The organism is Mycobacterium paraterrae (assembly GCF_022430545.2).
Lineage (GTDB): Bacteria > Actinomycetota > Actinomycetes > Mycobacteriales > Mycobacteriaceae > Mycobacterium > Mycobacterium paraterrae.
On the sequence record NZ_CP092488.2, the window covers coordinates 5,128,941 to 5,141,673 of the forward strand.

The 12,733-nt window shown below is 63.4% G+C and carries 13 protein-coding genes; 3 read left to right on the forward strand and 10 right to left on the reverse strand.

Annotated elements, in window-relative coordinates:
- Entirely contained in the window at positions 1–402 is a 402-nt protein-coding gene (locus MKK62_RS24730) for a hypothetical protein (RefSeq protein ID WP_240263275.1), read from the reverse strand.
- Positions 403–485: 83 nt separating this feature from the next.
- On the reverse strand, positions 486–1,259 hold the full coding sequence (locus MKK62_RS24735; RefSeq protein ID WP_240263274.1) for an SDR family oxidoreductase: 774 nt from the start codon (positions 1,257–1,259) through the stop codon (positions 486–488).
- A 213-nt stretch (positions 1,260–1,472) separates the two neighbouring features.
- On the opposite strand from MKK62_RS24735, the gene MKK62_RS24740 reads away from it, so the two are divergent.
- Together MKK62_RS24740 and MKK62_RS24745 are read left to right on the forward strand one after the other, a co-directional pair.
- Positions 1,473–1,673: a hypothetical protein gene (locus MKK62_RS24740; RefSeq protein WP_240263273.1), complete on the forward strand. Its 201-nt coding sequence runs from the start codon at positions 1,473–1,475 to the stop codon at positions 1,671–1,673.
- 40 nt (positions 1,674–1,713) lie between these two features.
- Entirely contained in the window at positions 1,714–2,685 is a 972-nt protein-coding gene (locus tag MKK62_RS24745) for an aldo/keto reductase (protein ID WP_240263272.1), read from the forward strand.
- On the opposite strand, the gene MKK62_RS24750 is transcribed toward MKK62_RS24745, so the two are convergent.
- The 5 genes from MKK62_RS24750 to MKK62_RS24770 form a co-directional block, all read right to left on the reverse strand.
- The gene (locus MKK62_RS24750) at positions 2,682–3,530 is read right to left on the reverse strand and encodes a transglutaminase-like domain-containing protein (protein WP_240263271.1); all 849 of its coding nucleotides are present in this window, start codon (positions 3,528–3,530) and stop codon (positions 2,682–2,684) included. The two genes, MKK62_RS24745 and MKK62_RS24750, sit on opposite strands and share 4 nt — an antisense overlap.
- Before the next feature lie 152 nt (positions 3,531–3,682).
- Complete coding sequence (locus MKK62_RS24755; protein WP_240263944.1) at positions 3,683–5,860, reverse strand: glutamine synthetase III family protein; 2,178 nt, start codon at positions 5,858–5,860, stop codon at positions 3,683–3,685.
- A 147-nt stretch (positions 5,861–6,007) separates the two neighbouring features.
- A complete protein-coding gene (locus tag MKK62_RS24760; RefSeq protein WP_240263270.1) occupies positions 6,008–7,087 on the reverse strand; it encodes an NAD(P)H-dependent amine dehydrogenase family protein in 1,080 nt (359 codons plus the stop codon).
- A gap of 5 nt (positions 7,088–7,092) precedes the next feature.
- A complete protein-coding gene (locus tag MKK62_RS24765; RefSeq protein WP_240263269.1) occupies positions 7,093–8,118 on the reverse strand; it encodes a Rieske 2Fe-2S domain-containing protein in 1,026 nt (341 codons plus the stop codon).
- Positions 8,119–8,183: 65 nt separating this feature from the next.
- A complete protein-coding gene (locus MKK62_RS24770; protein WP_240263268.1) occupies positions 8,184–8,363 on the reverse strand; it encodes a hypothetical protein in 180 nt (59 codons plus the stop codon).
- 129 nt (positions 8,364–8,492) lie between these two features.
- On the opposite strand from MKK62_RS24770, the gene MKK62_RS24775 reads away from it, so the two are divergent.
- Positions 8,493–9,068, forward strand: coding sequence for a TetR/AcrR family transcriptional regulator (locus MKK62_RS24775; protein WP_240263943.1), 576 nt, complete (start codon positions 8,493–8,495; stop codon positions 9,066–9,068).
- Here MKK62_RS24775 and MKK62_RS24780 read toward each other — a convergent pair.
- The 3 genes from MKK62_RS24780 to MKK62_RS24790 form a co-directional block, all read right to left on the reverse strand.
- Positions 9,061–9,843, reverse strand: coding sequence for an SDR family oxidoreductase (locus MKK62_RS24780; RefSeq protein ID WP_240263267.1), 783 nt, complete (start codon positions 9,841–9,843; stop codon positions 9,061–9,063). The two genes, MKK62_RS24775 and MKK62_RS24780, sit on opposite strands and share 8 nt — an antisense overlap.
- Positions 9,844–9,920: 77 nt before the next feature.
- Positions 9,921–10,760: a PE-PPE domain-containing protein gene (locus tag MKK62_RS24785; RefSeq protein ID WP_240263266.1), complete on the reverse strand. Its 840-nt coding sequence runs from the start codon at positions 10,758–10,760 to the stop codon at positions 9,921–9,923.
- A 369-nt stretch (positions 10,761–11,129) separates the two neighbouring features.
- Positions 11,130–12,572: a catalase gene (locus tag MKK62_RS24790; RefSeq protein ID WP_240263265.1), complete on the reverse strand. Its 1,443-nt coding sequence runs from the start codon at positions 12,570–12,572 to the stop codon at positions 11,130–11,132.
- Positions 12,573–12,733 lie beyond the last annotated feature (161 nt).

Sequence of the window (12,733 nt, forward strand, 5' to 3'; positions counted from 1 at the left end):
TTAGCCGGAGTTGGCCGGCCCCACCTGGCCCGTCAACGGATTGACCTGGACGGTCATCGGACCGCCGGGCCCTTGCTTGCCTTGCGCCGCCGCCGCGCGCTGCTGCGCCGCGGCCAGCGCGTTGATCACCGGGTTGTTCTTGGCCATTTCGCGGCGGTCTTCTTCGGAGAGCTCGTAGAACGACCACAGTCCCCACGCGGAGGGCCGGACGTAGATCGTCACCTTTTGATGCCGGCGCTTGTTCGCCGACAGCACCGCCGGAATGGCCACGACCCGGTCCAGGGTCGCGGAACTGACCATCTCCTGGGCGATCTTGTCTACGTCCACTCCGTCTTGGAGTTCGTAGACCATCGACTGGTGGGCTGTGTGGTGTGGGCCTTGGAGGGCCATGAACCACGCCATCCGCGTCTCCTTCGCTCGTGAGTGTCAGCGCAACTGTAGAGGACGCGCGATAGCCGCAGTGTCGATTGGCTTTGCGGCTTGGGCTAATTGGTGTCGGGGAAGGCGACCTGCGCGGCCGGCGCGCCCCGGGCCACCACGACCGGCATCGACGTCGACGAATTGGTCTGCAGGATCGTCTGCACCACTTCGATGAGGTCCTCGACGGGCATCAGCTTCCCGGGCATGCAGCCGCCGGACACCCACAGCGGGTAGGCCTTCATCGCCAAGTCCATGTCCCACCCGGCGTTCATTCCTGTTGCCGCGTCGCCCTCGCCGCCGGCGCATTCGCCCACGATCAACGAGGTGAAGCCGACGTCGGGGTGTTCGGCTCGCCACGCTTCGACGAGTCGTTCCAGCGCGGCCTTGCTGACGCCGTACGCGCCAAGGCCAGGCCACGGCGGACCGAAGCTGCCGGCGTCCGAGGAGAGGTAGACCGCCTTGCCCGCCGACGCGGTCAAGTGCGGGATCGCCGCCGCTGTGGCCAGCGAGGCGCCGATGACGTTGGTGTCGAAGATGCGCCGCCACGTGTCGACCCCGGTGTCGACCATTCGCACCAGCGGGCTGATCGCGGGCGTGTAGATGAGGTTGTCGATGCCACCCATTGACTCAGCCGCCTGGTCGAACGCCGACCGGCAGGATTGCTCGTCGGTCACGTCGCACTCGATGGCGACCGCGCCTGAACCGGCTTCCTCGGCTGCGGCTTCGATCCGCGCCCGGCGACGCGCCAACAGCGCGATCTGGCCGCCTCGCTGCGCAAGACCGATGCCGATACAACGCCCGAGCCCGCTCGATGCACCGACCACGACTGTCCGTGACATTTTCGCCCTTTCCTGTAACGCTGCCGCTGGAGGCACAGCGTATCCGCCGTCACAGGGTTGTTCTACAGTCGAGCCCATTCCGACACCGTTGCGTGGCCGTCCGGATAATCGGATGTGCGTAGATTGTGAGTTTAGACACGTTCGGCTATGGGCTAACCAAGGCTCGATAACAGCATGTGCGCCGCTAGCGCACTCGGAAGTTGGGGCAGCGAGATGACTACTTTGACCGTTTCCGAAATCACCAAGGACGAGCGCGATTACGACAACTGGTTGGCCACGCTGTCGCAGGCATCGGAGCGCCTCGATGACCTTCAGACCGTGGTCGACGAACTGCGTGAGTTGTGCACCCACGGCGAGGTGGTCCGCACCAGCGACGTGATGGCCGTGCTGGAAAGGCATCACGCCGTCGCCTAGGCCTAGGCGCCGCCTTGCCCTCGTCAGTACCGTGAGCTAGATGAAGTACCTGGACGTCGAGGGCGTCGGCCGCGTCAGCCGCATCGGACTGGGCACCTGGCAATTCGGATCGCGTGAATGGGGCTACGGCGACAGCTACGCCTCTGGCCCCGCACGCGACATCGTCCGCCGCGCCCGCGCACTGGGCGTGACATTTTTCGACACCGCCGAGGTGTACGGGCTCGGCAAAAGTGAGCGGATCCTCGGCGACGCGCTCGGCGACGAACGCGATCAGGTCGCCGTGGCCAGCAAGGTCTTCCCCGTCGCACCTTTCCCCGCGGTTGTCAAGCAACGCGAGCGCGCCAGTGCGCGACGACTGGGGTTGTCCCGCATCCCCCTCTACCAGATTCACCAACCCAATCCGATCGTCCCCGACTCGGTGATCATGCCGGGCATGCGCGACCTGCTCGACAACGGCGCGATCGGTGCAGCCGGAGTCTCGAACTACTCGCTGTCCCGGTGGAAGCAGGCCGACGCGGCGCTCGGGCGACCGGTGATCAGCAACCAGGTGCACTTTTCACTCGCGCATCCGCAGGCGCTTCGGGAGCTGGTTCCGTTCGCCGAGCAGCAGAACCGCGTGGTGATTGCGTACAGCCCGTTGGCGCAGGGATTGCTCGGCGGGAAGTACGGCGTGGACAACCGGCCAGGCGGCGTCCGTGCAATCAACTCGCTGTTCGGCACCGAGAATCTGCGACGCATAGAGCCGCTGCTGCAAACGCTGCGCGACGTCGCCAATGACGTCGACGCCAAACCGGCGCAGGTCGCCCTGGCCTGGCTGATCGACCTGCCGGGCGTGGTCGCCATACCCGGCGCGTCCAGTGTCGAGCAGCTCGAATTCAACGTTGCCGCAGCCGATATCGAGCTGAGTGCGCAGGCCCACGCGGCGCTGACCGACGCGGCCCGCAACTTCCGGCCGGTGTCCACCAAGCGATTCCTGGCGGACTCGCTTCGGGAGCGACTACACCTCGGTTAGCCCAAGCTCACCAAGTGGTCGATCGAGTCGACAGGCAATTGCCCGTCGACGTATGCCGTTACGACCATGTTGTTCAACGTGATTGAGCCTTTGTGGTTGTCCAGAAACGCGGTGTCCGCGGCATCGCGGCCGGTGGCGATGCGCACCATCGACTGCCGCGGCGCCAAGCACGTCGCGTCGACCACCCGCCACTCGCCGTCCACCAACGCCTCGGCCACCGCGTGAAAGTCCATCGGGTCGCAGCCGGGTGCGTATACCGCCACCAGTCGCGCCGGAACGTTGACCGCACGGAGCAAAGCAACCACGAGGTGGGCGTAGTCGCGGCACACCCCGGCGCCGGCCAGAAGCGTGTCGGCGGCCCCGTCGATCGGATCACTGGATCCGGGAACGTAATCCAGTCGCGCCCCGACCCAGGCGGCAACCTTCTCGAGCAACGTCGCCGAATCGGTGTACTGCCCGAACTCGGTTGCGGCGAAGCCGAAGAACTTGTCGGCCTCGGCGTAACGGCTCGGCCGGAGATAGGTGATGACGTCGATATCGCGGACCGGCGCGGGCTCCGCCTCGCCAGCGACCGTCGCCTGATACGACAGGCTCACCGCTCCCTCGCCGACCTCTATCGAGTGAATCCGGGTGTCATGCGGTCCGACGATCTCACGGGGTTGAATCGGGTTGCCGTTGAACGTAATCGCCAATGATTCGCTGACGTCGAGACCGGGTTGTCGCGCCACGGCCACCTGGAACTCCAGTGTGGTGGGCGCGGTGACCTCGACATCGATCTGCGCGCCGACTTCGCGATTGGCCAGGGCCGTCGCTTCGCGGTCGCCATTGTCGTGCCAGGTGGGCATGCTGCTACCGCACTTTCGTTGTCGCAACAAATTGCGCGTCGAGACAATATGTTGCCGTCGACCGATGTCCGACGAATTACTTCGCACACGCCATCGGCTGCGGACTCAACCAGGGCACAGACTTCGAGTCCAGAGTATAGAGCGACCCTGACTTAAAGGATGTACAGCATCTCCTGGTAGGTGGGTAGCGGCCACAGGTCGTCGGCCACAATGCCTTCCAGCTCGTCGGCCGCAGTGCGGATCGCGGTCATGGCCGGCAGCAACTTCTCCTGTGCGTGTTTGGCTTCATCCAACGCCGTCTCGGCCGAGTGATCGCCCAGCGCCGCCTTGAGCTCCGCGAGTCCCGACTCGAGGTCCGCGATCTGAGCCGAAACCGTTTCCAAGGCAGTCGTGCTGGCCGTCACACCGGCGGCCTTCAGCGCCACGACGTTCTGCGCCAGCTCGGTCTGGTAGCGGATTGCCGCGGGCAGGATGACCGTGGTGCCCATCTCGAGCGCCAGCTTGGCCTCCACTCCGATCGTTAGCGCGTACTGCTCCAAACGAACTTCGTAGCGGCTGTGCAACTCACGCTCGTTGAACACGCCGTACTTCTCGAACAGCTCGATCGCGTCGGGCTTGATCAGCTCCGGGATTGCGTCCAGCGTCGTCTTCAAGTTCGGCAGGCCGCGCTCGGCGGCCTCGATCTGCCAGTTGTCTGAGTAACCGTCGCCGTTGAACACCACCGCTCCGTGCTCAGTGATCACTTCGGTGAGCAGCGTTTGCACGGCCTTGTCGAACTCCTCCCCGTCGGCGACCGCCTGCTCGAGGATCGACGCCATGTAGTCGAACGAGTCGGCCATGATCGTGTTGAGCACGATCATCGGAACGGCGACCGTCTGCCCAGAGCCCGGCGCCCGGAACTCGAACCGGTTACCGGTGAAGGCGAACGGGCTGGTGCGGTTGCGGTCACCGGCGTCGGTCGGCAGGGGTGGCAGCGTGTCGACACCGATGATCATGGTGCCCTTGCCCTTTGACGACGTCGCCGAGCCCTTGGCAATCTGGTCGAAGACGTCGGCGAGCTGCTCACCAAGGAAGATCGAGATGATTGCCGGCGGCGCCTCGTTGGCGCCCAGGCGGTGGTCGTTGGTCGCCGAGGCCACCGAAACCCGCAGCAGCCCACCGAACTTGTGGACGGCGCGAATCACCGCGGCACAGAACACCAGGAACTGCGCGTTCTCGTGCGGGGTGTCACCAGGGACCAGCAGCGAACCCAGTTCGGAGTTGCCCATCGAGAAGTTGACGTGCTTTCCCGATCCGTTGACACCTGCGAACGGCTTCTCGTGGAACAGACACTCCATGCCGTGCTTCTTGGCAACCGTCTTGAACACCGTCATCAGCAGTTGCTGGTGGTCGGAGGCGATGTTGGCGCGCTCGAACATCGGCGCGATCTCGAACTGGCCGGGGGCCACCTCGTTGTGCCGGGTCTTGGCCGGGATGCCGAGCTTGAACAGCTCGCGCTCGGTGTCCATCATGAAGCCGAGAACGCGTTCCGGAACGGCGCCGAAGTAGTGGTCGTCGAATTCCTGGCCCTTGGGCGGCTTGGCTCCGAACAACGTCCGGCCGGCGTTGATCAAGTCTGGCCGCGAGAGGAAGAAGTGCCGGTCGACCAGGAAGTACTCCTGCTCAGGCCCGCAGAACGAGACGACGTGGTTGAGGTCCTTGTGGCCGAACAACTTCAAGATGCGTTCGGCTTGGGCGCCCATCGCCTGCTGGCTGCGCAGCAGCGGGGTCTTGTAGTCCAGCGCCTCGCCTGTCATCGAGACGAAAACCGTTGGTATGCAGAGCGTTTTGCCGTTCGGGTTGTCCAGGATGTAGGCCGGGCTGGTGGCGTCCCAGCCGGTGTAACCGCGCGCCTCGAAGGTGCTGCGCAGCCCGCCGGAAGGGAAGCTGGAGGCGTCCGGCTCGCCTTGGATCAGCGTTTTGCCGGCGAACTCGGCGAGGCTCTGGCCGTCGGACACCGGCTCGAGGAAGCTGTCGTGCTTCTCCGCGGTGAGCCCGGTCATCGGGTAGAAAACGTGCGCGTAGTGGGTGGCACCCTTCTCCAGTGCCCAGTCCTTCATGGCGACCGCGACCACGTCGGCGACAGCGGGATCGAGCTTGGCGCCCTTGTCGATGGTGGCGACGAGCGACTTGTAGGCCGCCTTCGGCAGCCGCGCTTGCATTTCCGCTTTGGTGAAAACGTTCGCCGCAAAGATCTCGCCCGGCTCTTCGCCCGGGTCGAAACTGATCGCGGGAGGCTCGTACGCCTCGACGTTGGTAATTGCTTGCAGGCGCACTGCATTGCCGCTCAATTGAGTCCCTATCGCCATGATGTCAGCTGGTTTGTGCGGCTGACATTAAGGACGATCGGTTCCGGGAATGTTACGAGGCTGTCACGCCCGCCGGTTGTGGGGTAAATATTCCGTGTAGCTAGGGCTCATTTGTAGCACCGGCGAAACCTACCGCTTGAACCGGCCGGCGAACCCGCGTAACGGCAGGTCGGCGCTGGTGAGCAGGCCGGGCGGTGCCGCGACGACGCCGGCGATGGCGGACAACGCCGGCATCCCGGTGACGGTCATGCCGATGGACGCGAAGTTCGACGGATCGGACAGATCCACACCGGGCTTCGGAAAGATCATGTGCTTGTTGTAAACACACGGGTCGCCCGTGATCTGGGTGATGTAGCAGCCCTTGATGTGCCAGCTGGGATCGGTGTGCGGCGTCATCTGCCATTCCAAATGCGTCTCCACCCGCGGCACCCCGTCGACCATGCCTTGGTATTTGATGTAGTTACCGCCCAGCGACCCCTTGGGCAGCGTGTACCAGCCCAGGTCGACATCTTTGGTGCAAGCGCCCAGCTCGTAGCTGAATTTGACCTCGTCGAGTGTCACGTCGAAACAGTCGGCCATCATCAGCACGCTGTCTGCGAACACCCGGGTGTATTTCTCGAGCTTGGAGGGGATCTCGGGATCGTCGACGGGCAGGCCGTAGCCGACTTCGATCCAGGTGTCCTTGGAGTGGTGACACGAGACGTCGACCGATTCGATGGTGGTGACGTTCTCGATTTCGGCGACATCGGCCGAACAGACCACCCCCAGAATCTGATTGAGCCCCGGGTTCATTCCGGTGCCGTAAAACGTCGAGCCGCCCTTCTCGCAGGCTTCTTGCAGCAGTTGGCTCACCGGCTTGCCGGAGGGGTGCGGGTGATTAGTGTCGCGGTGCCAGCCGGTGATCCAGTCGGCGGTCGTGACGATGTTGATGCCTGCCTCGAGCACCCGTACGTAAAGGTCCTCGTCGGGAAAGACGCCGTGGAACGTCACTACGTCCGGCTTGGCCGCAATGATCTCCTCGATGCTGCCCGTCGCCTTGACCCCGTTCGGCGCGGTACCGGCCAGCTCGCCGCTGTCCTTACCGACTTTCTCGGGCGAGTAGCAGTGCACCCCAATGAGTTCCAAGTCGGGACGCAGCGCGATGCGTTTGATCATCTCGGACCCGACGTTGCCGGTGGCCACTTGGAACACCCTCAGCGGTGTTGTCATTCGTTTCAGCCTTTCTCAGACGCGGCGTACACCTCGGCAGCGCTGCCACCGATGCCGTCGGGATAGAACTGTTTCGCCCAGTTGCGGATCGCGGTGAAACCCTCGTACTCGGCGGGCGCCAGCGCGGGTGGGTCCGAATAGCGTTGGTGCCGCCAGATTTCGATGTCCTGCTCGAACTGGCGGATCACCTCGTGGCCGAATTCGCGGGCCTTGGTTTCGGCTCGCTCCGAATCCTTGCCGGGCGTTCGGCCGATGTACACCATGAACCGGACGTCGGAGGTGGCCTCGTCAACCGGGGTGATGGCGGAGATGGTGCGGTTGTCGATCATCCCCCAGCTTTTGGTGACCGCGATGCCCAGCCCGCCGTTGATCGCTTCGACCCGGCTGTCGATGTCCTCGATCTTCTGGTTGTCGTCGCCTTCGAAGGTGATGGTGAAATCGACGAAGGAGACCGGCTGGGCGAAGTCGTGGCGAGTGAAGACAGGCACGATCGGTGTCTGGTGGACGTATTTGAAATGTGCGAAATCCACGCCGTTTTCGAGCACATACTGGGGATGCATCTCCAGGCGCTGTCGGAAGAGTCGCTGCTGCGGGTAATAGTCGGCGCTGCTGCTGCCGTCGTGGAAGTCGCTGAAGATGTCGGGCGCCTCGAAGAACGGCTCACGCCCGTCCACGTCGTGCCAGATGTAGACGGACTCGTTGCGCTCCACGACCGGATACGTCTTGATGCGCCGGCCGCGGTTCGGGCGATCCTGGTACGGAATGCACACGTTGCGACCCTCGCGGCTCCACTGCCAGCCGTGGAAGGGGCACTGCAGAACCTCGCCGACGACCTTGCCGCCGAACCCGAGGTGCGCACCGAGGTGCTCGCAGTAAGCGTTCATTACGGTGACCGCGCCGGACTCCGCCCGCCAGGCAACCATCTCCTGGCCGAAATAAGTCATCGTGTGGACGTGACCGACCGCGATCTCGTCTGACCAGGCCACCTGGAACCAGCCAGTCGGCTTCATCGACAACGGCGGTTTTGCCATGTGAGGGATAGTAACGAGTTCGCGGGCATTTTCATAGTGGGTCCTATGAAATGGCGGCCCGGTGATCAGTCAGGCGGCTCGGGGGCTTCCGTTTCCGGCTCCTGAACTGCCACGTCTTCCCGCTCGGCGGCATTGCCGGGCACGCCCTGCGCCTCGTGTTCTTCGGCAACCTTTTGGTCGAGACCGTCGACCAGGCGTTCGAGCTTCTGCGACCGGCCCAGCGGGTCCTCGTTCAGTTCGGTCATGTAGCCCGGGGTGCCCGAGTTGCGAGTCGTCGAAACGGCACTGCAGAGCGGCTAACATCGGCGGACATGGCTTCGGCGGACGTGCAGCAGCGGCGCAGCAACAAACGCGGCCTGGCCACCCGCGAGGCGATGCTGGATGCGGCGGTGCGCTCGCTGGCCTCTGGTGACCCGGGTGCGGTATCGGCGAGTCGGATCGCCAAGGAGAGCGGCGCGACGTGGGGTGCGGTGCAGTACCAATTCGGCGACGTCGACGGTTTCTGGGCCGCGGTGTTGCATCACACCGCGGAGCGGCGGGACGCGACAATGTCGGCCTTCACCAGCGCTGCGCCGGAAGCCCCCTTGCGGGAGCGGGTCGCGGCGATCATCGACACGCTGTATCACGGCCTGGCATCGCAGGATTCGCGGGCGATCGAGAATCTGCGGGCTGCACTCCCCCGCGAGCCCGACGAGTTGGAGCGCCTGTTTCCACGTACCGCGGCCGAGCTGTTCTCATGGGGCAAGAGCTGGCAGGAGACATGTCAACGGGCGTTCGCGGATCTGGGCGTTGACCCGCAGCGGGTCCGGGAGGTCGCCACGCTTATTCCGGGCGCGATGCGCGGCCTGGTGTCCGAACGCCAACTCGGCTCGTTCGCCGACCTCGACGAAGCACGTCAAGGGTTGACCAACGCTCTTGCAACGTATTTGGAGCAGTCACGGACTAGGTGACCCACTCGGGTTGCTGTTCGGTGTCGACAGCGGAGAAGTCCTTGTGTCCCAGGCCGGCGGTGCAACCGCCATCGACGACGAACTCCGAACCAGTTGAATAACTGGACTCGTCACTGGCCAGGTAGACCACCAGGTTGGAAACCTCTTTGGGCTCGGCCGCTCGACCGAGCGCGGTCTGGAAGATGTCGTCTGGCACCCACTCGGTCATCGGGGTTTTGATCAGACCCGGATGGATCGAATTGACTCGAATTCCGCTCGGTCCCAATTCCAGTGCGGTGGACTTCGTCAGCCCGCGCACCGCGAACTTGGTGGCGGTGTAGCCGTGGCAGGCGATGGTGCCGGCCATGCCTTCGATGGACGAGATGTTGATGATCGACCCGCGGCCCGCGGCCTTCATCGTCGGCACGACGGCGCGGATACCGAGGAAGACGCCAGTCAGGTTGATGTCGAGGATGCGCTGCCATTCCGCGAGCTCGTAGTCCTCGATGATGCCGACGTTGATGATCCCGGCGTTGTTCACCAGAATGTCCACGCCACCGAAGTCGTCGACCGCGGCCGTGACCAGGCGCTCCCAGTCTTCGGGCCGCGTGACATCCAGATGGACGTAACGGCTCTGTGCGCCAACGTCTTTGGCGACCGCCTCACCTTCGCTGTCGAGGATGTCGCCGAAGACCACCTTTGCGCCCTCGTCGACGAGTGACCGCACGTGCGAGGCGCCCATCCCGCGAGCCCCACCGCTGACGACCGCGACCTTGCCGGACAACCGACCTGCCATCGAACTCTCCTGCCGCACTGAGGTGGCGCCAGTGCCACCTTCGCGAGGGAGCCTATCGGCAGGCGGCGGCCGAGTGATCAGAACAGGATGCTGTCGGCGATTTGCAGCTGGGTCAGCAGCGCCTCGAGGCTGTTGACCATCGAGTCCTGGATGGTGAAGTACTCGGTCATGCCGTCGATTACTGGCGCCCCCGCCGATGCAATTTCCTGGGTGGTGAGGCCGAGATACTCGAGATGGTCGGTGAATAAGCCGGCGTTGTTGAGGCCGTGATCGTAGATCGACCAGCCGTCTCCCGATAGCGAGTAGACCTGCGTCGGAAAGAGATCGTTTGGAGTGACCTGGCCCAGCACCTCGTCGGCGCCGAATTCTTTGAACAAGTCGACAATGTATGGCTGCCATGACGTCGGGAACTCGTCGAGGAAGGAATTGAGGAATCCCCCTTGGGACGACGCGCTGTCACCCACCAGTACGAAATCCAAGGCTTTGCTGTCGATGCCGTAGTCATGAAGCTGCTGTTCTGCCATGCCGATGACGACGGAGCTTTGCGAGTACCCGAAGACATACAGCGGGTCATCAGCGCTGAAATCATGGGCGTCGTACTCAGTCTCGATCTTGCCGACCAACTCGCTGACGCCGTAGTTGACCGCATCGTTGAGGCTGCCGCCCGAGACGACCTCCGGCATGTCCAGAGTTGCTACGTTGCTGTAGTCGGGATCGACGGTCATCCCCGCCGCTTTCAGATACAGGTCGGCGGCGGCGTCGGCGTATGCCGGATTGTCAACCGGAATGATGACCAGCGCTTCGTCGTCGACCAGTTTGTAATCGAGATGCCGGACGGTAGGGGCGGATAGCAGAAAGAAAGAACTTGCGAGGATTGACGGGGCCGCAACAACTATGCTGACAGCGACTTTCGACATGGACTGTTTCTCCGGGGCGCGTCGACGCGAAAGCGCGTCGAGTGACATAGGTGTGTCCCGCTTGATTCAGGACGCTCGTATTCGCCGCCGCGGTTCGCCTTTGCCGAAAAGACGCTGCCGCCTTGGCGATTCGATAAACACGCCGCATTGACGTAGCTCATGCGGCGCCCCCCGTGTCGAACGGATAGGTCAAGCCAATCCAATATGCGCGTGAGCAGGCGTCCCGGAGCGGATCGGAAAAGCTTGTATCCCTAACCTCAGCATTCGAGGTCAAGAGCACGGTAATTCATTGCCGAGGCCAGCGCGAGCCACTTCCCCTGGATATCGCCGTTAACTCAAGAAATTCCACCGATCGGTGGACGAATCCGACTATCCGGATCGGAATTCCTCTTCAACTTTCTTTCCAATATCGGGATCCACGTTGCGCCAGTATTCGAATACCCGGGATAAAACCGGCTCTTTGACGCCCTTGGAAATGTGCCCAACGATGTTGTGCACGAGACGCTCTCGCGCAGCGTCGTCGAAAACCTCGCGCACCATGGTGCCGGCCTGACCCCAGTCGTCGTCCTCGGCGCGCAGCGTGTACGCGGCGCGGATCATCTCGCCGTCGGCTTGCCAGCGCACCTCCGCGGCTCGGGCCGGGTCGGCATGGGGGCCGCCATACGAGTTGGGAGCGTAGACCGGGTCGGTGACGTTCTTTATCCGCATTGCGCCGTCTTTGGAGTAGCTGTTGACCTCGACGTGCGGAGTGTTGACCGGGATCTGCCTGTAGTTGGTTCCGAGCCGCGCGCGGTGCGCGTCGGAATAGGAAAATCCGCGGGCCAGCAACATCTTGTCGGGGCTCAGCCCGGTGCCTGGCACGATGTTGTTCGGCTCGAAGGCGGCTTGCTCGATCTCGGTGTGATAGTCGGTGACATTGCGGTCGAGCGTCAACTTGCCGACCTCGATCAACGGATAGTCGCCATGCGGCCACACCTTCGTCAGGTCGAAGGGGTTGAAGCGGTAAGTCTTTGCCTCTTCGAACGGCATGATCTGCATCTTGAGGGTCCAGCTCGGGTGGTTACCGGCCTCGATCGACTCGTAGAGGTCGCGCTGGTGGTAGTCGCCGTCTTCACCGGCCAGTTGGTCAGCATCTTCTTGCGTCAGGAAGTCGATGCCCTGATCGCTGATGAAGTGGTACTTCACCCAGAAGATGTCGTCGGCGGCGTTGATCCAGCTGTAGGTGTGGCTGCTGTAGCCGTTCATGTGGCGCCAGTTCTTCGGAATACCCCGATCCCCCATCAGCCAGGTCACCTGATGCGCCGACTCGGGAGACAGCGTCCAAAAATCCCACTGCATGTTGTTGTCGCGCAGATTCGTTGCCTGCATACGCTTTTGAGAGCGGATGAAGTGCTGGAACTTCATCGGGTCACGGATGAAAAAGACCGGCGTGTTGTTGCCGACCATGTCGAAGTTGCCTTCGGATGTGTAGAACTTCAACGCAAAACCGCGCGGGTCGCGCCAGGTGTCTGGGCTGCCGCGTTCGCCGGCGACCGTCGAGAATCTAGCCAGCGTCTGGGTCTTGGTGCCCGGCTGGAAGACAGCGGCGCGGGTGTATTGACTGACGTCGTTCGTGACTTCGAAATGCCCGAAGGCGCCGCCGCCCTTGGCATGTGGCTGACGTTCGGGAATGCGCTCGCGGTTGAACTGAGCCATCTGCTCGATCAGGTAATGATCCTGCAGCAGGATGGGCCCGTCCGGCCCGACGGTCAGCGATCGCTCATCGCTGGGCGCGGGAGCGCCGCTGTCGGTGGTGGTGTATCGCTCGGTCATGTACTGCCTCCTTGCTGAGCAGCCGCGCCGGATGGCTGAAGGGCGCGCCGACAGGTCAGGTACCCATAAACCGGTGAATCTAGACCGCGGACGTCACGCGGCGCGGCGCCTTGTTCGCCACCCGGACACGCGACTACGTGAATGTGGTGACGACGAGGGCG